At 67.3% G+C, this 23,619-nt stretch carries 24 protein-coding genes; 11 read left to right on the forward strand and 13 right to left on the reverse strand.

What is annotated here, in order from left to right; translation table 11 throughout:
* Positions 1-15 precede the first annotated feature (15 nt).
* The 5 genes from RTW82_RS25340 to RTW82_RS25360 all read right to left on the reverse strand — a co-directional run bounded on the left by RTW82_RS25340 (position 16) and on the right by RTW82_RS25360 (position 4,905).
* Entirely contained in the window at positions 16-717 is a 702-nt protein-coding gene (locus tag RTW82_RS25340; protein ID WP_021219237.1) for an ABC transporter ATP-binding protein, read from the reverse strand.
* A 3-nt stretch (positions 718-720) separates the two neighbouring features.
* Positions 721-1,488 (reverse strand): high-affinity branched-chain amino acid ABC transporter ATP-binding protein LivG, encoded by a 768-nt coding sequence (gene livG, locus RTW82_RS25345; protein ID WP_021219238.1) that lies wholly within the window; start codon positions 1,486-1,488, stop codon positions 721-723.
* Positions 1,488-2,747: a high-affinity branched-chain amino acid ABC transporter permease LivM gene (locus RTW82_RS25350; RefSeq protein ID WP_021219239.1), complete on the reverse strand. Its 1,260-nt coding sequence runs from the start codon at positions 2,745-2,747 to the stop codon at positions 1,488-1,490. Before RTW82_RS25350 ends, livG begins: the two co-directional genes overlap by 1 nt.
* A complete protein-coding gene (livH, locus tag RTW82_RS25355) occupies positions 2,744-3,667 on the reverse strand; it encodes a high-affinity branched-chain amino acid ABC transporter permease LivH (RefSeq protein WP_021219240.1) in 924 nt (307 codons plus the stop codon). Before livH ends, RTW82_RS25350 begins: the two co-directional genes overlap by 4 nt.
* 116 nt (positions 3,668-3,783) lie before the next feature.
* Positions 3,784-4,905, reverse strand: coding sequence for a branched-chain amino acid ABC transporter substrate-binding protein (locus RTW82_RS25360; protein WP_021219241.1), 1,122 nt, complete (start codon positions 4,903-4,905; stop codon positions 3,784-3,786).
* A 299-nt stretch (positions 4,906-5,204) separates the two neighbouring features.
* Here RTW82_RS25360 and RTW82_RS25365 point away from each other — a divergent pair, with 299 nt between their 5' ends.
* The 4 genes from RTW82_RS25365 (at position 5,205) to RTW82_RS25380 (ending at position 9,065) form a co-directional block, all read left to right on the forward strand.
* The gene (locus tag RTW82_RS25365) at positions 5,205-5,522 is read left to right on the forward strand and encodes a DUF2288 domain-containing protein (RefSeq protein ID WP_021219242.1); all 318 of its coding nucleotides are present in this window, start codon (positions 5,205-5,207) and stop codon (positions 5,520-5,522) included.
* Between the two features lie 330 nt (positions 5,523-5,852).
* Entirely contained in the window at positions 5,853-6,737 is an 885-nt protein-coding gene (locus tag RTW82_RS25370) for an NAD(P)-dependent oxidoreductase (RefSeq protein WP_316926825.1), read from the forward strand.
* Entirely contained in the window at positions 6,734-7,513 is a 780-nt protein-coding gene (locus RTW82_RS25375; protein ID WP_316926826.1) for a hydroxypyruvate isomerase family protein, read from the forward strand. Before RTW82_RS25370 ends, RTW82_RS25375 begins: the two co-directional genes overlap by 4 nt.
* 211 nt (positions 7,514-7,724) lie before the next feature.
* Entirely contained in the window at positions 7,725-9,065 is a 1,341-nt protein-coding gene (locus tag RTW82_RS25380; RefSeq protein WP_316926877.1) for an MFS transporter, read from the forward strand.
* A 142-nt stretch (positions 9,066-9,207) separates the two neighbouring features.
* On the opposite strand, the gene rapA is transcribed toward RTW82_RS25380, so the two are convergent.
* The gene (gene rapA / locus RTW82_RS25385; protein ID WP_316926827.1) at positions 9,208-12,057 is read right to left on the reverse strand and encodes an RNA polymerase-associated protein RapA; all 2,850 of its coding nucleotides are present in this window, start codon (positions 12,055-12,057) and stop codon (positions 9,208-9,210) included.
* Between the two features lie 156 nt (positions 12,058-12,213).
* Between rapA and RTW82_RS25390 the strand changes: the two genes are divergently transcribed.
* From RTW82_RS25390 to ccoM, 4 genes are all read left to right on the forward strand, one after another.
* Positions 12,214-12,510: an aspartate-semialdehyde dehydrogenase gene (locus RTW82_RS25390; protein WP_173176376.1), complete on the forward strand. Its 297-nt coding sequence runs from the start codon at positions 12,214-12,216 to the stop codon at positions 12,508-12,510.
* A gap of 41 nt (positions 12,511-12,551) precedes the next feature.
* On the forward strand, positions 12,552-13,148 hold the full coding sequence (locus RTW82_RS25395) for an alpha-ketoglutarate-dependent dioxygenase AlkB (RefSeq protein ID WP_316926828.1): 597 nt from the start codon (positions 12,552-12,554) through the stop codon (positions 13,146-13,148).
* Complete coding sequence (locus tag RTW82_RS25400; protein ID WP_236232836.1) at positions 13,145-13,300, forward strand: hypothetical protein; 156 nt, start codon at positions 13,145-13,147, stop codon at positions 13,298-13,300. The genes RTW82_RS25395 and RTW82_RS25400 overlap by 4 nt, the downstream gene beginning before the upstream one ends.
* 161 nt (positions 13,301-13,461) lie before the next feature.
* The gene (gene ccoM, locus RTW82_RS25405; protein ID WP_276574430.1) at positions 13,462-13,578 is read left to right on the forward strand and encodes a cytochrome c oxidase subunit CcoM; all 117 of its coding nucleotides are present in this window, start codon (positions 13,462-13,464) and stop codon (positions 13,576-13,578) included.
* A 180-nt stretch (positions 13,579-13,758) separates the two neighbouring features.
* Here ccoM and RTW82_RS25410 read toward each other — a convergent pair whose 3' ends face one another.
* The 4 genes from RTW82_RS25410 to RTW82_RS25425 are packed head-to-tail and all read right to left on the reverse strand — an operon-like array spanning position 13,759 to position 17,375.
* On the reverse strand, positions 13,759-14,844 hold the full coding sequence (locus tag RTW82_RS25410; RefSeq protein WP_316926829.1) for an ABC transporter permease: 1,086 nt from the start codon (positions 14,842-14,844) through the stop codon (positions 13,759-13,761).
* Entirely contained in the window at positions 14,844-15,788 is a 945-nt protein-coding gene (locus RTW82_RS25415) for an ABC transporter ATP-binding protein (protein WP_316926830.1), read from the reverse strand. Before RTW82_RS25415 ends, RTW82_RS25410 begins: the two co-directional genes overlap by 1 nt.
* Positions 15,781-16,743 (reverse strand): HlyD family secretion protein, encoded by a 963-nt coding sequence (locus RTW82_RS25420; protein WP_316926831.1) that lies wholly within the window; start codon positions 16,741-16,743, stop codon positions 15,781-15,783. Before RTW82_RS25420 ends, RTW82_RS25415 begins: the two co-directional genes overlap by 8 nt.
* Positions 16,740-17,375, reverse strand: a complete 636-nt coding sequence (locus tag RTW82_RS25425; RefSeq protein WP_316926832.1) for a TetR/AcrR family transcriptional regulator — start codon at positions 17,373-17,375, stop codon at positions 16,740-16,742. Before RTW82_RS25425 ends, RTW82_RS25420 begins: the two co-directional genes overlap by 4 nt.
* Positions 17,376-17,551: 176 nt before the next feature.
* On the opposite strand from RTW82_RS25425, the gene RTW82_RS25430 reads away from it, so the two are divergent.
* Genes RTW82_RS25430 through RTW82_RS25440 form a run of 3 tightly spaced genes read left to right on the forward strand, consistent with a single transcriptional unit; the run spans position 17,552 to position 20,617 of the window.
* Positions 17,552-19,540: an FUSC family protein gene (locus RTW82_RS25430; protein ID WP_316926833.1), complete on the forward strand. Its 1,989-nt coding sequence runs from the start codon at positions 17,552-17,554 to the stop codon at positions 19,538-19,540.
* Complete coding sequence (locus tag RTW82_RS25435) at positions 19,527-19,733, forward strand: DUF1656 domain-containing protein (RefSeq protein ID WP_021219256.1); 207 nt, start codon at positions 19,527-19,529, stop codon at positions 19,731-19,733. The genes RTW82_RS25430 and RTW82_RS25435 overlap by 14 nt, the downstream gene beginning before the upstream one ends.
* Positions 19,734-19,744: 11 nt before the next feature.
* The gene (locus tag RTW82_RS25440) at positions 19,745-20,617 is read left to right on the forward strand and encodes an HlyD family secretion protein (RefSeq protein ID WP_316926834.1); all 873 of its coding nucleotides are present in this window, start codon (positions 19,745-19,747) and stop codon (positions 20,615-20,617) included.
* Here the strand turns inward: RTW82_RS25440 and RTW82_RS25445 are convergent.
* From RTW82_RS25445 to RTW82_RS25455, 3 genes are all read right to left on the reverse strand, one after another.
* Positions 20,604-21,752 (reverse strand): MFS transporter, encoded by a 1,149-nt coding sequence (locus RTW82_RS25445; RefSeq protein WP_316926835.1) that lies wholly within the window; start codon positions 21,750-21,752, stop codon positions 20,604-20,606. The two genes, RTW82_RS25440 and RTW82_RS25445, sit on opposite strands and share 14 nt — an antisense overlap.
* Before the next feature lie 316 nt (positions 21,753-22,068).
* Positions 22,069-22,539 carry a MaoC family dehydratase gene (locus tag RTW82_RS25450; protein ID WP_021219258.1) on the reverse strand — a complete coding sequence of 157 codons (471 nt, stop codon included), beginning with the start codon at positions 22,537-22,539 and terminating at the stop codon, positions 22,069-22,071.
* Entirely contained in the window at positions 22,536-23,492 is a 957-nt protein-coding gene (locus RTW82_RS25455) for an alpha/beta hydrolase (RefSeq protein ID WP_316926836.1), read from the reverse strand. The genes RTW82_RS25450 and RTW82_RS25455 overlap by 4 nt, the downstream gene beginning before the upstream one ends.
* Positions 23,493-23,619 lie beyond the last annotated feature (127 nt).

The raw sequence follows: 23,619 nt of genomic DNA on the forward strand, positions 1-23,619 counted from the left end.
GTACCGCAGCGGGGATCAGCCGCCCAGGTAGGCGTCGCGCACCTTGGGGTCGGTGAGCAGCGCTTCGCCAGTGCCTTGCATGACGATGCGACCGTTCTCCAGCACGTAGCCGCGGTCGGCGAGTTTGAGCGCCTGGTTGGCGTTCTGCTCGACGAGGAACACGGTCACGCCATCACGGCGCAGCTGTTCGATGATGTCGAAGATCTGCTGGATGATGATCGGCGCCAGGCCCAGGGAGGGTTCGTCGAGCAGCAGCAGTTGCGGCTTGCTCATCAGCGCGCGGCCGATGGCGAGCATCTGCTGTTCGCCACCGGACATGGTGCCGGCGCGCTGCTCGAAGCGTTCCTTGAGGCGCGGGAAGAGGCCGAGGATCTTGTCCATCTGCTCGTCGTAATCACCCTTGGGCGTGAAGAAACCGCCCATGGCCAGGTTCTCCTCGACGGTCAGGCGGGCGAACACGCGACGGCCTTCCGGCACCACCGCGATGCTCTTGCGCATGATGTCGCTGGATTCCTGGCCGACCAGTTCCTCGCCCAGGTAGCGGATGCTGCCGCTGGCGGCGCGCGGCGAGCCGCAGAGGGTCATCAGCAGGGTCGACTTGCCGGCACCGTTGGCGCCGATCAGGGTGACGATCTCGCCCTTGCTCACTTCCATGCTGACGTCGTGCAGCGCCTGGACCTTGCCGTAGAAGGTGGAAACCTTGTCGAAACTCAGCATGGCTCAGGCCTCCCCCAGATAGGCTTTGATCACATCCGGGTTGCTGCGGATCTGCTCCGGCGTACCGTCGGCCAGGGGGGTGCCCTGGTTGATCACGTAGATATGGTCGGAAATGCTCATCACCAGGTGCATGTCGTGCTCGATCAGCAGCACGGTGACGTTGTACTCGTTGCGCAGCAGGGCGATCAGGGCCTTGAGGTCCTCGGTCTCGCGCGGGTTGAGGCCGGCGGCCGGCTCGTCGAGCATGAGGATGCGCGGGCGCGTCATCATGCAGCGGGCGATTTCCAGGCGACGCTGCTGGCCGTAGGCGAGGGTACCCGCCGGGCGGTTGGCGACGTCGGTCAGGTTGACCTGCTCGAGCCAGTGCGCGGCGTAGTCCATGGCCTCGCGCTCGCTCTTGCGGAAGCCCGGGGTCTTGAACAGGCCGGCCAGGAAATTGGTGTTGAGGTGACGATGCTGGGCGACCAGCAGGTTCTCGACAGCGGTCATTTCCTTGAACAGGCGGACGTTCTGGAAGGTACGCACCACGCCCTTGCGGGCGATCTTGTGGCCCGGCAGGCCTTCGATCTGCTCACCGTCGAGGCGGATGCTGCCGCCGGTGGGCTGGTAGAAGCCGGTCAGGCAGTTGAATACGGTGGTCTTGCCGGCGCCGTTCGGGCCGATCATCGAGACCACCTGTTTTTCTTGGACGGACAGTGCCACGCCGTTGACGGCCAGGAGGCCGCCGAAACGCATGGAAAGGCCGCTTACTTCCAGGATCGGGCGGCTCATCACTTCAGCTCCAGGTGGGGACGTTGCATGGGCAGCAGGCCCTGCGGACGCCAGATCATCATCAGCACCATCAGGGCGCCGAACATCAGCATGCGGTACTCGTTGAATTCACGGGCGAGTTCCGGCAGCAGGATCATCACGATCGCGGCGAGGATGATCCCCAGCTGCGACCCCATGCCACCCAGCACGACGATGGCGAGGATGATCGCCGACTCGATGAAGGTGAAGGACTCCGGGGTCACCAGGCCTTGGCGCGCGGCGAAGAAGCTGCCGGCGAAACCGGCGAAGCAGGCGCCCAGGGTGAATGCGGAGAGCTTGATGATGGTGGGGTTCATGCCCAGTGCGCGGCAGGCGATCTCGTCTTCACGCAGCGCTTCCCAGGCACGGCCGATGGGCATGCGCAGGAGGCGGTTGATCACGAACAGGGTCAGCAGCACCAACAGCAGGGCGATCAGGTAGAGGAACACCACCTTGTTCACCGAGTTGTAGGCAATGCCGAAGTACTCGTGGAAGGTCTGCATGCCTTCGGCCGCGCGGCGCTCGAAGGAGAGGCCGAACAGGCTCGGCTTCTCGATGTTGCTGATGCCGTTGGGGCCGCCGGTGATCTCGGTGAGGTTGCGCAGGAGAATGCGGATGATCTCGCCGAAGCCAAGGGTCACGATGGCCAGGTAGTCACCGCGCAGGCGCAGCACCGGGAAGCCGAGGATGAAGCCGAAGAAGGCCGCCATCAGGCCGGCGATCGGCAGGCATACCCAGAAGCCCAGGCCGTAGTAGTGCGACAGCAGCGCGTAGCTGTAGGCGCCCACGGCGTAGAAGCCCACGTAGCCCAGGTCCAGCAGGCCGGCGAGGCCGACCACGATGTTCAGGCCGAGGCCGAGCATCACGTAGATCAGGATCAGGGTGGCGATGTCCACCGCGCCGCGGGAGCCGAAGAACGGCCAGGCGAGGGCGACCACCACCAGGCCGAGGATGATCCAGCGCTGGGTGGAGGGCAGGGTGAGGAAGTTGCTGGTCTTGCTGGAGAGCTTCGGCAGCTTCGGCGCGTTTTCCAGGGCACTCGTCAGGCGGGTGCGGAACAACTGCCAGAAGAACATGGCGATGGCGCAACCGGCGATGGTCCAGAGCACGGCGGGGCTGGCGCCCTGCACCTGCAGGCTGATGCCCACGGTGCTGAGCTTCAGGCCCATCACCGGGTAGGCGACGGCCAGCACCAGCAGCGCGCTGAAGAACGCGGTCTTGAGGGATTTCTGGGTGATCATACTTTTTCGACCTCCGGACGACCGAGGATGCCGGTGGGTCGGAACAGCAACACCAGGACCAGCAGGCTGAAGGCCACCACGTCCTTGTACTGGTCACCGAAGATGTCGGCGCCGAAGGCTTCGGCCACGCCGAGGACCAGGCCGCCGAGCATGGCGCCCGGGATGCTGCCGATGCCGCCGAGTACCGCAGCGGTGAAGGCCTTGATGCCGGCGAGGAAGCCCAGGTGCGGGTTGATCACGCCGTACTGCATGCCCAGCAGCACCGCGGCGACGGCGGCCAGGGTGGCGCCGATGACGAAGGTGAGGGCGATGATGTTGTTGGTGTTGATCCCCAGCAGGTTGGCCATGCGGATGTCTTCCGCGCAGGCGCGGCAGGCACGGCCGAGGCGCGAGCGGGAGATGAACATGGTCAGGCCCATCATCACCAGGAAGGTGACGACGAAGATCAGCACCTGCATGTACGAGATGGTCACCCCGTTCATGGTGCTTTCACCGAACACGAAGTTCCCCGGAATCAGGTTGGGGATGGCTTTGTCCTTGGAATCCTGCGCGAGTAACACCTCGTTCTGCAGGAATATCGACATGCCGATCGCGGAGATCAGCGGAATCAGCCGGTTGCTGCCGCGCAGCGGGCGATAGGCCACCCGTTCGATGCTGTAACCGTAGGCGCTGGCGACGATGATGCTGGCGGAGAAGGCCGCGATCATGACGATGGGCAGGCTGTCGATGCCGAACATGGTGAGTCCGGCGATTACGATGAAGGCCACGTACGAGCCAATCATGTAAACCTCGCCATGGGCGAAGTTGATCATGCCGATGATGCCGTAGACCATGGTGTAGCCGATGGCGATCAAGGCATAGGTGCTGCCAACGGTCAGGCCGTTAACCAGCTGTTGCAGGTAGTGATAGAGATCAGGCATTCCCCAACTCCTCGGGCATCACGTAAAGCGGCGCTTGTGGCGCAGCGGAGCCCGTAAAACTCGGATAAACAAAGCCCACTGCGGGTGCAGTGGGCTCTGGGCTTAAGGCGGGAAGCTTATTTGGCTTCGGTTTTGGTGCCGTCCTTGTGCCATTCGTAAACCACGAAGCTGAAGTCCTTCAGATCGCCCTTCTCATCGAAGGAGAGGTTGCCGGTGGGGGTGGCGAAGCTGTTGGCGCGCAGGGCTGCGGCCACTTTGGCGGTGTCGTCTTCGCCGGCTTTCTTGATGCCTTCGGCAATCACTTGCACGGCGGCGTAGGCCGGGAATACGAACGGGCCGGTGGGGTCTTCGTTCTTGGCTTTGAAGGCATCTACCAGGGCCTGGTTCTTCGGATCCTGGTCGAAGGATTTCGGCAGGGTGACCAGCAGGCCTTCGGAGGCCGGGCCGGCGATGGCCGAGATTTCCTTGTTGCCTACGCCTTCCGGACCCATGAAGCGGGCTTTCAGGCCTTTTTCAGCCGACTGGCGCAGCAGCAGGCCCAGTTCCGGGTGGTAGCCGCCGTAGTAGACGAAGTCGACGTTGGCTTGCTTCAGCTTGGCGATCAGGGCGGAGAAGTCCTTGTCGCCGGCGTTGATGCCTTCGAACAGGGCGACCTTGCCGCCTTTGGCTTCCAGGGTCTGCTTCACGGCAGTGGCGATGCCTTCGCCGTACTGCTGCTTGTCGTGGATGACGGCGACGGTCTTCGGCTTGATGTGGTCAGCGATGAAGTTGCCGGCGGTCGGGCCCTGCAGGCTGTCCAGGCCGATGGTGCGGAACACCAGCTGGTAGCCACGGGAGGTGATTTCCGGGCTGGTGGACGCCGCGGTGATCATCAGGATGCCTTCGTCTTCGTAGATGTCGGACGCGGGCTGAGTGGAGCTGGAGCAGAGGTGGCCAACAACGTATTTGACGCCGTCGTTGACGATCTTGTTGGCTACGGCGACCGCTTGTTTCGGGTCGCAGGCGTCGTCGTAGACCACGCCTTCCAGTTGAGCGCCGTTCACGCCGCCAGCCTTGTTGATCTGCTCGATCGCCATTTTGGCGCCGATGAATTGCATCTCACCGTACTGGGCAACAGCACCGGTCACCGGGCCGGCCAGGGCGATCTTGATGGTGTCGGCGGCTACGGAGTAGCTGGCAACACCGGCGAGGGCCATAGCGGCGAACAGTTTGGAAATCTGCTTGGTAGCCTTGTTCATAGTGCTCCACTCTTATGTTTTTCGTTGTTTTTGTCCTGATTGCCTACAGGACAGGGTCCTTTGAACCACCCCGCCATATCCCGCGGCAACTGTACCGGTACAGTGTAGAGTGCCGATTTGCGGCTTGAAAAGCCGACACATGGGGGCGGAATGTTCCTATGTCGCTAAATCGCAACAAACGTATAGAAAAACGGCGTGCCCTGGAGTGAGCGGGAGGCGTCAGGCTGGACTTGTGAACAAGATGGCCGGCGTTATCATTGCCCGCCCTGCAACCGTTACCTTTCCACTCAGAGCAAGCCATGAACGATTCATCAAGCACCCTCTATGCCAAGCTGCTCGGCGAGACCGCCGCCATCACCTGGGAGGAGCTGCAGCCCTTCTTCGCACGGGGCGCGCTGCTCTGGGTCGAGGGCGCGGAGGATCTGGTCGGCGTCGCCCTGGCGGTGGCCGAGGACGACAAGCCCAAGGTGGCCCAGCTGCTGGGCGCCGGCAGCCTAGCCAAGGTCGAGGAGAGCCGTGCCGAGGACCTGCTGGCACGAAACCCGAAGCTGTGGGCCGTGGTGGTGGCGCCCTGGGTGCTGGTCCAGGAGCGCGACGAGGCGCCGACCCGGCACTGATCCCCCTGGCATTCCCGCGCGGACGACTCCGTTCGGGAATGCCTCCCTGCTCGATCCCGCCTTTCTAATCCCCTGACCCGCCGCGCCCGATGGGATATTCGGGGGCATGTCCCGCATTCCGGCGCCTGATCGGGCGCACTGCCAGCGTTCGAGCACCCGCTCAAGGACGGGCCTTGGGGGTTTCTTATGCCCTTATATGGCGCGCAGTGTTACCCGTTGCCTCTTTGTGGTGCGTGGCGAGTGGTGGGCGGCACCCCTTTACCTTTTCCGGTGCGTGCACGCGTTGACCGTTGGGTTTAGATTGGGCTCCCCGTTTTTCCGGAGCCCTCCATGACCCTCCCCAGCATCGCCTTCGCCGGCATCGGCCTGATGGGCCTGCCCATGACCCGCCGCCTGCTCGCTGCCGGCTACCCGCTGTCGGTGTGGAACCGCAGCCCCGACAAATGCGCCCCACTCGAAATCCTCGGCGCCCGCCGTGTCGACAGCCCCGCTGCACTTTGCGGCAGCGCCGATATCGTCATGCTCTGCCTGGCCGATACGGCGGTGGTGCGCGAGGTGGTCTTCGGCCCTGGCGGCATCGTCGAACGCGCGAAGCCCGGTCAGTTGCTGGTGGATTTCTCCAGCCTGGAGCCCGCCGCCACCCGCGAGATGGCCGCCGAGTTGGAGCGCCGCAGCGGCATGCGCTGGGTGGATGCGCCGGTCTCCGGTGGCACCCCCGGTGCCGAAGCCGGCACCCTGGCGATCATGGCCGGCGGCCGGGTGGAGGATGTCGAGCGGGTACGCCCGGTCCTCGCCCACCTCGGCCAGCGCCTGACGCGCATGGGCGATGTGGGCGCCGGCCAGGTGACCAAGGTGTGCAACCAGATGATCGTCGCCTGCAATGCCCTGGTCATCGCCGAAGTGGTGGCTCTGGCGGAGAAGTCCGGTGTCGATGCCAGCCTGCTGGCCCCGGCGCTGGCCGGTGGCTTCGCCGACTCCAAGCCGCTGCAGATCCTCGCCCCGCAGATGGCCGAGAGCCGCTTCGAGCCGATCAAGTGGCACGTACGCACCCTGCTCAAGGACCTGGATACCGCCACCCGGTTGTCCCGCGAGGAGGGCAGCGCCACGCCCATGAGCGGCCTGGCCGCGCAATTGATGCGCCTGCACGGCAGCCAGGGCAACCTGGCGCGTGACCCGGCGACCCTGGTCGAGATGTATCGCGAGGAGCAGGCATGAAGATCGCCGCCAACCTGTCCATGCTGTTCACCGAACTGCCGCTGATCGAGCGCATCGGCGCCGCCGCGCAGGCGGGCTTCGAGGCCGTGGAAATCCAGTTCCCCTACGAACTGCCGGCCGGCGAGCTGAAGGCTGCGCTGGAGCAGGCCGGCCTGCCGCTGCTGCTGATCAACCTGCCCGCCGCCGACCTGCTGCAGGGCGGCCCGGGCCTGGCGGCGGTGCCGTCGCGCCAGGACGAATTCGATGCTGCCCTGCGCCAGGTCTACGCCTACGCGGCGGTGGTCAACCCGCTGTTCGTCAACGTGCTGCCCGGCCGCCTGGCCGAGGGGCTGGACCGCGACACCGCGCTGGCGACCCTGGTGACCAACCTGCGTAAGGCCGCCGACACCCTGCACCCCCTGGGTATCCAGGTGCTGGCCGAGGCCATCAACCCCATCGACATGCCGGGCTTCCTGATCAACACGCCGGAGCACCTGGATGAGCTGGTGCGCGCCGTCGACCGGCCCAACTTCGCCGCCCAGTTCGACCTCTACCACATGGCCCGCCAGGGGCTGGACGTGGCCGCCGGCATCCGGCTGCTGGCCGGGCGCATCGGCCATGTGCAGTTCGCCGACAGTCCCGGCCGTGGCGAACCGGGCTCGGGGGCGACGGATTTCCCGCCCTTGCTCGATGCACTGGACGCGAGCGGCTACGCCGGCTGGCTGGCCGCCGAATACCGGCCGGGCAAGCCGACCGGGGAGTCGCTCGGCTGGCTGCCCGCGTTCAAGGCCCGCTGAAGGGGCTCCGGGGCTGCGGGCCGGCTCACCGCTCCGTTCGGGGCGGGAGCCTGTGAGCAGGACGATTCGGCGGAAGTGTTGGATTGTCCTACATAAAGCTGGCGAATGTTCGCAGACAGGAACGGTGCGCAAGGTCTAGATTGCGGCTTACAAGCCCGGCAGGCGGTTTGCCCGGCAAATAACAACAATCGAGACCGACCCCATGCAGCCTTTGCAGCCTTCCCCCCAGGCGGCGAACGCCTGGCGCGTTCTGTTCCTGCTGTTCCTTGCGAATCTGTTCAATTTCTTCGACCGCACCATTCCGGCCATCATCATCGAGCCGGTGCGCCATGAGTGGAGCCTCAGCGACTTCCAGCTCGGCCTGATCGGCACGGCCTTCACCCTCGTCTATGCCATCGCCGGCCTGCCCCTGGGGCGCATGGCCGACACCGGCTCGCGCAAGAAGATCATGGGCTGGGGCCTGGCGGTGTGGAGCGGCCTCACGGCGGTCAACGCCCTGGCCTGGAATTTCTGGAGCTTCCTGCTGATCCGCATGGGCGTCGGCATTGGCGAGGCCAGCTACGCGCCGGCCGCCAACTCGCTGATCGGCGACCTGTTCCCGGCCAACAAGCGCGCCCGCGCCATGGGCATCTTCATGCTCGGCCTGCCGCTGGGCCTGGTATTGGCCTTCTTCACCATCGGCGCCATGGTCCAGGCCTTCGGCAGCTGGCGCGCGCCCTTCGTCATCGCCGCCATCCCGGGGCTGATCCTGGCGCTGTTCATGTTCTTCATCAAGGAACCGGCCCGTGGCGCGGCGGAGTCGGTCAAGGTCGACCTCTCGCCTGTGGATAAACCCTTGCGCCGGGTCCTGGCCATCCGCACCTTCTGGTGGCTGACCCTGGCGGGCCTCACCTTCAACTTCGCCACCTACGCCTGCAACTCCTTCATGGTGCCGATGCTGCAACGCTACTTCCTGCTGCCGCTGCAGAGCGCGGCCGTGGCCACCGGGATTATCTGCGGCGTCACCGGGCTGATCGGCCTGACCGTCGGCGGCTGGCTGGCGGACAAGGCCCACGAGAAATCCGAGCGCGGCCGTCTGCTGCTGGCCACCGGCAGCATGCTGGTCGCCACCCTCGCCACCGGTTTCGCGCTGTTCTCCGGGCGCATCGAGATCGGCCTGTTCGTGGTCGTGTTCAGCATCGGCTGGCTGTTCGCCTACACCTTCTATACCTGCGTCTACACCGCCATCCAGGACGTGATCGAACCGCGCCTGCGGGCCACCGCCATGGCGCTGTTCTTCGCCGGCCTCTACCTGCTCGGCGGTGGCCTTGGCCCGGTGGTTGTAGGCCTGCTGTCCGACCACTTCGCCCACGCCGCGATGTACGCCGCCGGTGCCAGCGAAATGACCGAGCAGTTCAAGGCCATCGGCCTGCACGACGCCATGTACCTGATCCCCGTGGCCCTGGGTCTGACCATGCTGGCGCTGTTCCAGGCCGCCCGCTGCTTCGGCCGTGATGCCCGCAGCATGCGTGCGGGGATGGAAACGGGCAGCGTCAACGCGGTGCCGGCCTGAGGCCTGCACATCCTATGTGGCGGCAGCTTTCGTAGGATGGCGTAGAGCGAAGCGAAACCCATCGCACGGGCCTTCCCCCGGGCTACAGCAGATAAAGAAAAAGCGCGCCGAGGCGCGCTTTTTCATTCATTGCACAAGCAGATCAACCCGCCACCAGCACGCGGATCGCCTCCAGGCGCAGGGCGGCTTTTTCCATCAGCGCCAGGCCGTCGTCACGCTGCTTGCGCAGGGCTTCGATCTCGCTGTCGCGAACGCTCGGGTTGACGGCCTTGAGGGCGGTCATGCGCGCCAGTTCCTCGTCCAGCTCGGCGCTCAGGCGCTTCACGGCATCGGCCACACGGGCTTCGTGACGCGGGCGGATCTTCGCTTCGGCGGCGTGGATCTGTGCCGAGAGCACGTCGCGCTGGGCCTGGACGAACTTGTTGGCGCTGCCGCGTGGCACGCTTTCCAGCTGGTCGTTGAGGGTGTCGAACGCCACCTTGCTGGCCAGGTCGTTGCCGTTGGCGTCGAGCAGGCAGCGCAGCGCCGCCGGCGGCAGGTAGCGGCCCAGCTGCAATGCACGCGGCGCCACCACTTCGCTGACGTAGAGCAGCTCGAGCAGCACGGTGCCGGGCTTGAGCGCCTTGTTCTTGATCAGCGCCACCGAGGTGTTGCCCATGGAGCCGGAGAGCACCAGGTCCATGCCGCCCTGCACCATGGGGTGTTCCCAGGTGAGGAACTGCATGTCCTCGCGGGACAGCGCCTGGTTGCGGTCGTAGGTGATGGTCACGCCTTCGTCGTCGCCCAGGGGGAAGCCGGCGTCGAGCATCTTCTCGCCCGGCTTGAGCACCAGGGCGTTCTCGGAGTGGTCCTCGCTGTCGATGCCGAAGGCGTCGAACAGGGCTTCCATATAGATGGGCAGGGCGAACTGGTCGTCCTGCTCGTGGATCTCCTCCACCAGCGCCTGGCCTTCGCCGGCACCGCCGGAGTTGAGCTCCAGCAGGCGGTCGCGGCCCGCATGCAGCTCGCCTTCCAGGCGCTTGCGCTCGGCTTCGGCCTCGTCCACCAGGGCCTGCCACTCGCCGTCGTCACCGCCGTCCAGCAGCGGCAGCAGGCGCGGGCCGAACTGGTGCTGCAGGGCGTTGCCGGTGGGGCAGGTGGCGAGGAAGGCGTTGAGTGCCTGGTTGTACCACTGGAACAGGCGCTCCTGCGGGCTGGTTTCCAGGTAGGGCACGTGCAGCTGGATGGTGTGCTTCTGGCCGATGCGGTCGAGGCGGCCGATGCGTTGTTCCAGCAGGTCCGGGTGGGCCGGCAGGTCGAACAGCACCAGGTGATGGGCGAACTGGAAGTTGCGGCCTTCGCTGCCGATCTCGGAACAGATCAGCACCTGGGCGCCGAATTCCTCGTCGGCGAAGTAGGCGGCGGCGCGGTCGCGCTCGAGGATGCTCATGCCTTCGTGGAACACGGTGGCGGGGATGCCGGAACGCACGCGCAGGGCGTCTTCCAGGTCCAGGGCGGTCTCGGCGTGGGCACAGATCACCAGCACCTTGAACTTCTTGAGCATCTTCAGGGTGTCGATCAGCCATTCGACGCGCGGGTCGAAGCGCCACCAGCGCTCGGCCTCGTCACCGCTTTCCTGCTGCGCCTGGAAGCTGACTTCCGGATACAGGTCGGGGTGTTCACCCACCGGCAGCTCCATGTATTCCACGGGGCTCGGCAGCGGGTAGGGGTGCAGGTTGCGCTCGGGGAAGCCCTGCACGGCGGCGCGGGTGTTGCGGAACAGCAGGCGGCCGGTGCCGTGGCGGTCCAGCAGCTCGCGCACCAGGCGGGCGGCGGCCTCGCTGTCGCCATCGGAGACGGCGGCCAGCAGGGCTTCGCCTTCGGCGCCAAGGAAGCCGGAGATGGTGGCGTGCGCACCGGGTGACAGGCGGCCCTGGTCCAGCAGCTCCTGCACGGCCTCGGCGATGGGCTTGTAGTTGGCGCTTTCGGCGCGGAAGGCTTCCAGGTCGTGGAAGCGCGCCGGATCGAGCAGGCGCAGGCGGGCGAAGTGGCTGTCCTGGCCCAGCTGCTCCGGGGTGGCGGTGAGCAGCAGCACGCCGGGGATGACCTCGGCCAGTTGCTCGACCAGGCGGTATTCGTCGCTGGCCTGCTCCGGGTGCCAGACCAGGTGGTGGGCTTCGTCGACCACCAGCAGGTCCCAGCCGGCGGCGAAGGCGGCGTCCTGGGCCTTCTCGCTGTCCTTCAGCCATTCCAGGGAGACCAGCGCCAGCTGCGCGTCCTCGAAGGGGTTGCTGGCATCGCTCTCGAGGAAGCGCTCGCCGTCGAACAGCGCGACCTGCAGGTTGAAGCGGCGGCGCATCTCCACCAGCCACTGGTGCTGGAGGTTCTCTGGTACCAGGATCAGCACGCGGTTGGCGCGGCCGGACAGCAGCTGGCGGTGGATCACCAGGCCCGCTTCGATGGTCTTGCCGAGGCCCACTTCGTCGGCCAGCAGGACGCGCGGGGCGATGCGATCGGCCACTTCACGGGCGATGTGCAGCTGGTGGGCGATGGGTTGCGCGCGGGCGCCGCCGAGGCCCCAGAGCGGGGATTGCAGCAGGCGGCTCTGGTGCTCCAGGGTGTGGTAGCGCAGGCCGAACCAGTTCATCGGGTCGATCTGGCCGGCGAACAGGCGATCGCTGGCGAGGCGGAACTGGATGAAGTTGGAGAGCTGGGTCTCCGGCAGGGTCCGTTCTTCGTGCTGCGCGGTGAGGCCGTGGTAGATCAGCAGGCCGTCGATGTCGTCGACTTCCTGGACGGTGAGCTTCCAGCCGTCGAAGTGGGTGATCTCGTCACCCGGGGCGAAGCGGACGCGGGTCAGGGGCGCATTGCGCAGGGCGTACTGGCGGGTTTCGCCCGTGGCCGGGTAGAGCACTGTGAGCAGGCGTCCATCCGATGCCAGGATGGTCCCGAGCCCCAGTTCCGCTTCGCTGTCACTGATCCAGCGTTGCCCCGGTTGGTACTGCTGCGCCATGCGTCTCTCCCACCATGCAAAAAAGCCGGCAAGTTTAACGGAACGCGGTGCCAAGAGCGACGGGACTTGCGCTCCATATGTCTGTTGCAGTGTAGCGAGCGGCGTTAAAGTAGTGATACGCCCTGCCGACAGTCTGATCAGAGGAGGGCCGAAACCATGTTGCCGCCGATACCCCATAGCCTGGTTCCCGTGACATCCCAGCAGGACGTGATCAAGCCGCGTCCTGACATCCCGCCTGTCACGCCGGCGAAGGAAGGCTCCGAGGAAAGCGCCATCGGCCTGGACCGGCGCCACCCGCAGGAGGCCGAAGAGATGCTCCGCGAGGAGCAGCGCCGCCGCCAGCGCCGGGGCTACACGGCCGAGGAGCTGGCCGAGGGCGATGTGAAACAGGCCGACGAAGAGGTGATCGAGCAGCTCCCGCGCCAGGGGCTGTGGGTGGATGTCGAAGTCTGAGGCGCGCATGATTCCCAACCAGCCCCTTTCCGGTTGTCCCCGTGGACCTGTTCGACGACATCCCCCTCGACCTGCCCGACGCCCAACTGCGTTTCGAACCCCATTGGCTATCTGTCGAAGAAGCCGACGACTGGTTCGCCCGCCTGGTCGCCGAAACCCCCTGGGAACAACCCAGTGTCCATCTGCACGGCCGTGACTACCCGGTGCCCAGGCTGCTGGCCTGGTACGGCGACGCCGAGGCCAGCTACCGCTACTCCGGCCTGGTGCACCGCCCGCTGCCCTGGACGCCGCTGCTGGCCGAGATTCGTGCCCGTGTGCAGGAGGCGGTCGGCCAGCCGCTCAACGGCGCGCTGCTCAACTATTACCGCGACGGCCAGGATTCCATGGGCTGGCACAGCGACGACGAGGCAGAGCTCGGGCGCGATCCGCTCATCGCCTCGTTGAACCTCGGTGGAACCCGGCGTTTCGATCTGCGTCGCAAGGGGAGTGGGCGCATCGGGCATTCGTTGCAGCTCGGGCACGGGGTGCTGCTGGTCATGAGCGGCCCGACGCAGCATCATTGGCAACACCAGGTGGCGAAGACGCGCACGCCCTGCGATCCTCGCCTGAATCTCACCTTCCGCTGGATCCGTTCATGAGCAATGACGAGAAACTGGTCGACTTCGGCGCCGAGCGTGACAAACGCATCCATGACCTGCACGAGAAACGCCTGAACGAGGTGCGCAACGCCTTCGAGCAGGCCATGCCCCTGGGCAAATCGAAAAAGCCCCGCAAGCCGAAAAAACGCTGAATCCCTCCGCTGCACCCCCCCTTTAAATTGACCTGGATCAGTTCCCCGACGGCCTCGCCGGCGGGGCCCTGCGCCCATTGATCCAGATCAATTTCCCCTGCCAGGCGCGGGTCTACCTTTGACCCATCGAAACACACAACGCCAACGCAGGAGGCAGCCAAATGTTCATCGATGTAGTGGTTCTCGCCGGTATCGGGACCGTAGGTCTGATGGTCGCCTTCTTCGCAGGCGTCGGATATTTCATCTGGAAGGACTCGCACAAGCGCGACAAGGCTTGAGTCCACCAGGTTCACAGGCACGCAAGGCACCTCGGGCGACTTCGGTCGCCCTTTTTTTCGTCCGCGATTCTTGCCCCGCCGAGCTCCACACCTTCACGTAGGGCGGGTGAAACCCGGGAACGCCCAGGCTCCGGGATGTGGAGTCTCACCCGACCCACGGCACTTCATGGTCCATCGCCATCAGTCCAGCCGCTTGTGCACCCGCGATACGGCGACGCCGAGCATCACCGCCGTGAACACCAGCAGCGCGACCATCTCCAACCACAACTCGGCCAGCGTGGCGCTGCGCAGCATGATGCCGCGCGCCAGGCGCAGGAAGTGGGTGAGCGGCAGCACCTCGGCGATCCACTGGGCGACGCGCGGCATCCCGGCGAAGGGGAACATGAAGCCCGACAGCAGGATCTGCGGCAGGAAGGTGAAGAAGGCCATCTGCATCGCCTGGAACTGGCTCTGCGCCAGGGTGGAAATGAACACGCCCAGGGTCAGGCTGGCGAAGATGAACAACAGCGCCGCCGCGTAGAGCGCCAGCAGCGAACCGCGCACCGGCACCTCGAACAGCAGCAGGCCGACGATGAGGATCACCGTCACCTGCACCAGGCCGATGCCGACGAAGGGCAGCACCTTGCCGATGGTCAGCTCCCAGGGCGAGACCGGCGTGGTGATCAGCATCTCCATGTTGCCGCGTTCCCGTTCGCGCACCAGGGCGATGGCGGTGAACAGCACCATGGTCATGGTCAGGATCACCCCGATCAGCCCCGGCACCGTGTTCAGCGGTGCCAGGCGCTCCGGGTTGTAGAAGTTCACCACCGACATCGCCTGGTTGCTGCGCCAGCCCTCCAGGGGGAAGCCCGCCAGTTGCCGGGCCGAGGCCTGCACCACCTGGTCGGAGCCATCCACCACCAGTTGCAGCGGCGGGCGCTCCGGGTCCTGGCGCTGGACGCGCGCCTCGAAATCCCGGGGAATCACCAGTGCGGCGCTGATGCGCCCGGCGCGCAGCAACTGGTCGATCTCCTGGGGGCTGCCCAGGTGGTAGCGGAAGTTCACCACCTGGCTGGAGCCGATCTCCGCCACCGCCTCGCGGGAGCGGGCGGTGTTGGCCTGGTCCAGCACCGCGGCGTCGAGGCCGCGCACATCCATGTTGATGGCGTAGCCGAACAGCACCAGCTGCATGATGGGGATGCCGACGATCATGGCGAAGGTCAGGCGGTCGCGACGCAACTGGCGCAGCTCCTTGAGGACGATGGCGCCCAGGCGGTGCAGGTTCATCACTTGGCCTCCGCTTTCTGCAGCGGCTGGTGGGTGACAGTGACGAAGACGTCCTCCAGGTTCGGCTCGGTCTCCTTCACCTCGGCCTCCACACCCTGCTCGGCCAGGCGCCGGGCGATGCGTTCATGGGCATCGGCCTCGGCGCTGAGCACCCGCAGCGAGGCGCCGATCTGAGCCATGGCGATCACCTCTTCCGCCCCCTGCAGCGCCCGTTGCGCCTGGCGTGGCTGCGCGCATTCGATCAGCAGCGGGTGGCCGGGCAGGGCGCCCATCAGCTCGGCCGGGCTGCCGTCGGCCACCAGGCGCCCGGCGTCGAGGATGCCCAGGCGCGTACAGCGCTCGGCCTCGTCCATGTAGTGGGTGGACACCAGCAGCGTGGTGCCGGCCTCGGCCAGCTCGAACAGCGAATCCCAGAATTCCCGGCGTGATTGCGGGTCCACCGCGCTGGTGGGCTCGTCGAGCAGCAGCAGGTCGGGCTTGTGCAGCACCGCGCCGGCCAGCGCCAGGCGTTGTTTCTGGCCGCCGCTGAGGGTACCGGCGAGCTGCTTGCGGCGGTCCGCCAGCCAGTAGCGCTCCAGCAGTTCATCGATGCGCTGGCGCCCTTCGTTGCGGGGCAGGCCCTGCACGGCGGCGAGGAATTCCAGGTTCTCGCCGATGGTCAGGTCTTCGTAGAGGGAGAACTTCTGCGTCATGTAGCCGATGCGTCGCTTCAGCGCCTCGGCGTCGCGGGGGATCTGGCAGCCGAGCACCTCGATCTCGCCTTCGCTGGGCAGCAGCAGGCCGCAGAGCATGCGGATGGTGGTGGACTTGCCGCAGCCGTTGGGGCCGAGGAAGCCGAACACCTCGGCGCGGTTCACCTGGAGGTTGAGCCCGTCCACCGCCGCCAGCTGGCCGAAGCGCTTGGTCAGGCCCCGCGCGCGGATCACCGCCTCGCCGTCACTCATCGCCCGGGCGCTCCGCATGCAGCGGCAGGCCGGCGGGCAGGCGCGCGGCGAGTTCGCCTTCCAGCACCAGTTCGGCGCGGTACACCAGGCGGCTGGCGTCGCTGCCGGTCAGGGCGTAGTAGGGGGTGAAGCTGGCCTCGCTGGCGATGCTGCGCACCCGCCCGCTGAACAGGCCGTCGACGCCCTCAATGCCCACCTGCAGGCGGTCGCCGATGGCGATGTGCGGGCGCAGCGGCGCCGGGATGAACAGCCGCGCATAGGGCGTCTCGCCCACCAGCAGGCTGGCCACCTCGGCATTGGCCGGTGGCTGGTCACCGGGGCGGAAGGGCAGGGCGTCGACCCGGCCGGCGCGGGGGGCGCGTATGTCCAGGTGCTCGCGGTCCACCTGCAGGCGCGCCAGCTCGGCACGGGCCGTCTGCAGCTCGGCATCGGCCTGGGCCAGTTGTTCCGGGCGGGTGCCGTTGGTGAGTTCGCGCAACTGCGCATCGGCGTTCTTCACCGCCGCATCGGCCTGGTCGCGGCTGGCGCGGGCGCGGTCACGTTCGGCGATGGCCACCTGGCCCCGCGCATAGAGGGCGGCGACCCGCTGGTAGTTGCGCCCGGCTTCGGTGGCGTCGGCGCGGTTGCGCACCAGGGTGGCGCGGGCGGCGTCGATGCTTTCCTGGCGCGCGCCGTTGCTCAGCTCATCCAGGCGCGCCTGGGCCTGGGCCACCTGGCCCCGTGCCTGGTCGAGGCGGGCGTCGAGGCGACGCGGGTCCAGCTCCAGCAGCAGTTGCCCGGCCTGCACCGAATCGCCTTCGGCCACCTTCCAGTCGAGGATGGTTTCCGAGGCCTCGGCGGGCACGCCGATACGGTCCCACTCCAGGGTGCCGAGCAGCGGTTCGCTGTCGCGGCGGTCGCAGCCGCCCAGCAGGGCCAGGCAAAGCAGGCCGGGAATGAAGGTGCGGGCGGTCATGGCGATACCTCCAGGCCGCGTTCGAGCAGGGCCAGGGTGTGGTTGACCAGGGCGTCGTTGCCGATTTCCGGGTTGGCGAAGATGCCGCGCCAGAGCGGTGCTGCCGCGTGGGGCAGCATGGTCAGGCCGATCAGCGAGACCACCAGCAGGCGCGGGTCGAGGTCCTTGTTGAGGGCGCCGCGGGCCTGGGCGGCGGCGAAGCGCTGGGCCAGCAGCATCGGGATCAGCGGGGCGATGCGCTGGGGCAACTGCTCGCGCAGCACACCGCCTTCGCAGAGGATCTCGCGCACCCACAGCGGTGGAATCCAGGGGTGCTCTTCCACCGTGGCGCTGATGCCGCGCACGAACAGGCGCACCAGCTCCAGGGGATCGTCGCCAGCCTCCTGCAGGCGCGCGGCCAGGGCGCGGATCAAGGGCAGGAAACGCTCCTCCACCACCGCATCCACCAGGCGCTGCTTGTTGCCGAAGTAGTAGTTGACCATCGCCGGTGTCACCCCGGTGCTCCGGGCGATGCCGCGCAGGCTGCTGGCATTGATGCCCTGGTGGGCGAAGGCGTCGCAGGCGGTGTCCAGCAGGCGTTCACGCTGCTGGGCTTCACCGCTGGGGCGGCCGGGGGCGCGGGGAGTGGTCATGGGGCTGTCCTGGGAGGCGATGGAAATTATTTAAATACTCATTTAATTAATTTTCAATGGGCAGTTCTACGATCTGCTGGACGGCAATTAGATAGCTTGCTAATAATTGTCGTCGTTGAATTCATCACCGGCCGAAGCGGCCTATCCTTCTGGCAATTTCCTTCAAGGTCCTGCGCGTGCGCGATTCCCTGCGGGCGTTCGTCGCCCCCGACATCCCGGCTCTCCAGTTCGCCATCAAGACCCTCCTGGGCGGGGGGCTGGCGCTCTGGTGTGCGCTGCGTTTCGGCCTGGAGCAACCGCAGTGGGCCCTGATGACGGCCTTCATCGTCGCCCAGCCGCTGTCCGGCATGGTGGTGCAGAAGGGCCTGGCGCGGTTGCTCGGCACCTTGGTCGGCACCGTCATGGCGGTGGTGGCGATGGCCCTGTTCGCGCAGACGCCCTGGCTGTTCATCCTCGCCCTGGCCACCTGGCTGGGGTTGTGTACCGCCGCCTCGACCATGCTGCGCAGCGCCTGGTCCTATTCATTTGTGCTGGCGGGCTACACGGTGGCGATCATCGGCCTGCCGGCCATCGCCCACCCGCTCACCGTGTTCGACCAGGCCGTGGCGCGCTGCACCGAGATCTGCCTCGGCATCATCTGCGCAACCGCCGTCAGTGCGCTGGTCTGGCCGCAGCGGGTGGAACGCCAGCTGGCGCGCCAGGCGGGGGATGCCTGGAACGCCGGCATCGCCGCCGCGCGCTCGGCCTTGCGCGGCGAACCCCATGAGCGGCAGGGCCTGCTCGGTGTGCTGGGGCGCATCGTCGCCGTGGACGCCCAGCGCGAGCACGCCTGGTTCGAAGGCAACCGTGGCCGCCAGCGTGCCGCCGCCCTGCGTGTGCTCAGCCGCGACCTGCTCAGCCTGCTGCGCCTGGCCCGGGGCGTGGCGCGGCAGTGGCGACAGCTGTCGGCAGGGGAGGCCGAACGCCTGGCGCCCTGGATGGAGGAGGTGCAGCGGCTGCTCGCCGAGCCCGATGACGCGGCCTCCGAAGCCCTGGGCCAGCGCCTGCTGGACGCCGCCGAAGCCGACGACCTGGTGCCCGTGCAGCAATACTGCCTGGGCCGCCTGGCGGTGATGCTGCGGCAGATGCGTGCCGCCGCTGCGGCCCTGCGTGCGGTGGAACGTGGCGAGGCACCGGACGATGCCGGGGCGCCGCTGTCCTGGCACCGCGACCTGCCCACCGCGCTGCTCTACGGCCTGCGCAGCAGCGTGGCCTTCATTGGCCTGGCGTCGTTCTGGCTGGCCACCGCCTGGACCTCCTCGGTGGGCGCGCTGACCCTCACCTGCGTGGTCTGCAGCCTGTTCGCCAGCCGCGAGAACGCCGAGCAGATCGGCTTCATGTTCCTGCGCGGCATCCTCTACGCGCTGCCGGTGGCCTTCTTCATCGGCCAGGTGGTGCTGCCGCAGATGAGCGGCTTCCCGTTGCTCTGCATGGCCCTCGGCGTGCCGCTGTTCTTCGGTGCCCTGGGCATGGCCAAGCCGGCGCTGGGGGCGACCTCGACCTCCTTCTGCCTGCACTTCATCGTGCTTTGCGCCCCGCAGAACACCATGCATTTCGACGTGGCGCTGTTCCTCAACGAGGCCATCGCCATCCTCCTGGGCGTCGGCTTCGCGGTGCTGGTGTTCCGCGTCATCGTGCTGACCAACCCGGTCTGGCACGGGCGGCGCCTGCTCAAGGCCACCTTCCATGACCTGGGCCGCCTCACCCACCGTGCGCTCGTGGGGGCCGAGAACTGGTTCGGCGGGCGCATGGCCGACCGCCTGCTGCAACTGGCGCGGCACTACCCGGCGCTGCCCAGCCAATCGCGCAACCGCTGGGACGACGGCATCACCAGCCTCGATATCGGTGACGAACTGCTGCACCTGCGCCGTTGCCTGGCCGCCGGCGAGCGCTCCATCGAAGCCTCCGAGGCGCGCTTCCTGCGCAGCATCGAGCCCCTGCTGGAGCGCGGCCCCGCCGCCTCCCTGGCGGGGGCGATGGACGAGCCCTCGGAACAACTCATCCAGGCGCTGCGCCAGGCCGGCAGCAGCATCGACCGGCGCCTGGCCCAGGCGGCCCTGCTGCAGCTGCGGCAGAGCTGGCGCCAATGGTGTGAACAACAGGAGGCGAGCCATGGGCTTGCGTGAGTGGTCCCTGGGCGGCGTGTTGCTGAGCCCCTTTCTGATGTATGCGCTGGCGGCGCTGCTGGTGACGGGCGTGCTGCGCCTGGCCCTGCAGCGTGTCGGCATGGCGCGCTGGATCTGGCACGAAGCGTTGTTCGACTGTGCCCTGTATGTCTGTGTCCTGTCGTTGCTGGTCGCCTGGTTCGGGCACTGGTGAAGGAGAAACCCATGCGTTCCACCCTGCGTATCGTTATCACCCTGGCCCTGGTCGCCGCGGCCCTCGTCGGCGGCTGGAGCCTCTGGCAGCACTACATGCTCTCGCCCTGGACGCGCGATGCGCGCATCCGCGCCGACGTGGTGGTGATCTCGCCGGACGTTTCCGGCTGGGTCGTCGACCTCAAGGTCCACGACAACCAGCAGGTGAAGGCCGGCGACCTGCTGCTCAGCGTCGACCGCGAGCGCTACCAGGCGGCGCTGGAGAAGGCCCACGCCGTGGCCGACACCCGCCAGCAGCAGCTGCGTCTGCGTGAACACGAAGCTTCGCGCCGTGCCCACCTAGGGCCCCAGGCGATCAGCGCCGAGCTGAAGGAGAACGCGCAGATCACCGCCGACATCGCCCTTGGCGAATACCGCCAGGCCCAGGCCGACGTGAAGGTCGCCGAACTCAACCTGGCCCGCAGCGAGGTGCGCGCGCCGCGCAGCGGGCAGGTCACCAACCTGCGCCTGGCCCAGGGCAACTACGCCAACGCCGGGCAGCCGGTGATGGCGCTGGTGGATGACGCCTCCTTCTATGTGCAGGCCTATTTCGAGGAAACCAAGCTGCCGGGGATCAAGGTCGGCGCACCGGTGAAGATCTGGCTGATGAGCGCCGGTCGCCCCCTGACCGGCTCGGTGGAAAGCATCAGCCGCGGCATCACCGACCGCAATGCCAGCCCCGACGGCCAGTTGCTGGCCAACGTCGAGCCGACTTTCAACTGGGTGCGCCTGGCCCAGCGCATTCCGGTGCGGATCAGGCTCGACCCGGTGCCGGACGACATCCAGCTCAGCGCCGGGATGACCGCCAGCGTCACGGTCGGGGACGAAACCATCATCCAGGAATGACCTGCGGCGCCCGTCGCGCCAGCAGCGCGCAGGCCAGGGCGGCGGCCACCAGCAGGCAGCCGACCCAGGGCGTCAGCAACAGGTCGCGGTGCGCGGCCAGGCCCCCCACCGCGCCGCCGAGGGCCACGCCCAGGTGCATCGCCGAGCTGTTCACCGCCACCGCCGCTTCGGCGCTCTGCGGGTGGCGGGCCAGCAGGTAGCTCTGCACCACCGGCGAGATCATCCAGCTCAGCGCACTCCAGGCCATCAGCAGCGGCACCGACAGCGGGCCGCCCACGGCCAGGGCCAGGCTGGCGAGGGCCAGCAGGAACAGGCCGGGCACGCCCACCAATGCCCGTTGCGGGGCCACCCGGTCCACCAGCAGCCCGCCGAGCCAGCCACCGCTCACCGCGGCCACGCCGAACAGTAGGAACATCAGGCCGCTGTCACCGGCACCGCTGGCCTGCCCGGTGGCCAGCAGCCAGGGGCCGAGGAACGCGAACAGGCAGAAGTGCCCGCCGATCATCAGCACCGAAACGCCGTGCCCCAGCGCCAGGGCCGGGTGGCCGAGCTGCAGGCGCCAGGCGCTCCAGCCTGGGAGGGCGTCGGCGTGGCCGGTGGGCAGCAGGCGGTGCAGCAGCCAGGCCAGCGGCAGGGAGTACAGGCCGATGCCGGCGAACACCCAGCGCCAGCCGAAGGCGTCGCTGACCAGGATGCCCAGGGGCACCCCCAGCACCAGCGCAGCACTGACGCCCATGAACACCAGGCCGATGGCGCGCCCCCGGAATTCCGGCGCGGCGATGCGTGTCGCCTGGGTGGTGGCCAGCACCAGGATCAGCCCGCAGCAGGCGGCCATGGCCACCCGTGCCAGGGCCAGAGTGGCGTAGCCGGGGCTCAGGGCCGCCAGCAGGTTGGCCAGGGCGAACCCCAGCAGCGCCAGGCACAGCAGGCGCCGCCGTTCCAGGGCACGGGTCGCCCACCACAGCAGCGGCGCGGCGATGGCCAGGGTCAGGGAAAACAGGCTGGTGAGCTGGCCGGCGGCGGCCACTTCCACGCCGAGGTCACGGGCGAGCTGCGGCAGGATGCCGACGACGATGTTCTCGTCGAGGCCGACGGCGAAGGCCGTAAAGGCGAGCAGGGCGAGGCGAAGATGCATGGCGATCCGAAACTCCCGGTGGGCAGGTTTCGGGCGCGTGGCCTTCGGTTATCCCTGTTGAGGTGATGAGCCCCGATTCTTCGGCAGGCCCGGGCGGATTTCAAGCACCGTTGGGAAGTCGGGTGTGGATCGGTACGGGGCAGTGTTGGGCCTCGTTCCTCGGCGCCAACCTACGGGGGCGGGGGTAGGTCGGGTGCAACCCGACGAGGATGGACATGGATAACGGCGGGTTTCACCCGCCCTACGGAGGGGCGATCGGCGTTTTGAGACGAAAAAAGCCCGGCGATGGCCGGGCTTTTCACTACGCCTGCGGGGCTCAGCCGATGGTGATCGGCGGCAGCTCCGGCAGTTCGATGGCGAGGGACTGCTTGGGCGCGAGGACTTCGGCCTCGCCGTCCACCACCTGCTCGGCGTTCTGGTTGAACACGCGGGTGGCGATGCGCACGCGGTTCTTCGGCAGCTTCTCGAGGATTTCCAGTTCCACGGTCAGGGCGTCGCCGAGCTTCACCGGGCGGGTGAACTTCAGTTGCTGGCCGAGGTAGATGGTGCCCGGGCCGGGCAGCTCGCAGGCGATGGCCGCGCTGATCAGGGCGCCGCTGAACATGCCGTGGGCGATGCGCTCCTTGAAGATGGTGCCGGCCGCGTACTCGGCGTCCAGGTGCACCGGGTTGCGGTCGCCGGAGAGGGCGGCGAACAGCTGGATGTCACGCTCTTCCACGGTCTTGGCGTAGCTGGCCTTCTGGCCGACTTCGAGGGCGTCGTAGGTGAAGTTGGTTACCTGGGTCATGGGGTGTCCTTGTTCGGTTGGCAGTAGCGACTGTGGGCAAGGGCATGCTCCAGCCAGTCGAGCAGGTGGGCCGTCACCTCGTCACGGTTGGTCTCGTTGAGCAGCTCGTGGCGGGCGTCCGGGTAGATTTTCAGTTGCACGTCCTTGATCCCGGCCTCGCGCAGGGCGCGGGCGAGGTCGTCCAGGCGGCGGCCGTCGCTGACCGGGTCGCTTGCGCCGCCCACCACCAGCAGCGGCAGGTCGGGGTCGATCTGTGCCAGGTTCTTCACCGGGGTGATGGTCTGAAGCCCGCCGAGCAGGTCGAGCCACAACTGGTTGGTGCAGCGGAAGCCGCACAGCGGGTCGTTGACGTACTTGTCCACTTCGTCCGGGTCGCGGCTGAGCCAGTCGAAGGCGGTACGGTTGGGCTTGAAGGCCTTGTTGAACGAGCCGAAGGAGAGGAACTCGATCAGCGCGCTGCGGCCGTTGGCACCCTGGCGCCAGCGCTCCAGTCGGGCCACCAGGGCGCCGCTGCGGTACAGCGACACCGGCTGGTAGTTGGAACCCGAGAGGATCGCGCCCTGCAGGCTGCAGCTGTGCTGCATCAGGTAGGCCTGGCCGATGTAGCTGCCCATGCTGTGGCCGAGGAGGAAGATCGGCGCTTGCGGGTGCTGCTGGCGGATGTGGTGGTTGAGGCTGGCCAGGTCGCCGATCACCTTGTTCCAGCCGTCGTGCTCGGCGTACAGCCCGAGGATGCCGTGCTGGGCGGTGCGGCCGTGGCCGCGCTGGTCATGCACGTAGAGCTCCAGGCCGGCTGCCACCAGGGCCTGGCCCAGGCGTGCATAGCGGCCGCCGTGCTCGGCCATGCCGTGGGCGACCATCACCACGGCCCGGGGCTGGGTGTCGCCGCTCCAGCGGTTGACGTGCAGTGAGGCGCCGTCGCTGGCGGTGAGCCAGAAAGCATCGTGGTGCATGGCCAATCCTTGTGGCGTTGGGTATCAGCGCATTGTGCACGGGCGGCCCGGCGGCGCAAAGCTCACCAGGTGGCTGACCGTACGGTTCCCGTTGGGACCGTGCGGGCAGGGCGCAGAGAAGGGGCAG

The organism is Pseudomonas sp. zfem005 (assembly GCF_032621735.1).
GTDB lineage: Bacteria > Pseudomonadota > Gammaproteobacteria > Pseudomonadales > Pseudomonadaceae > Metapseudomonas > Metapseudomonas solani.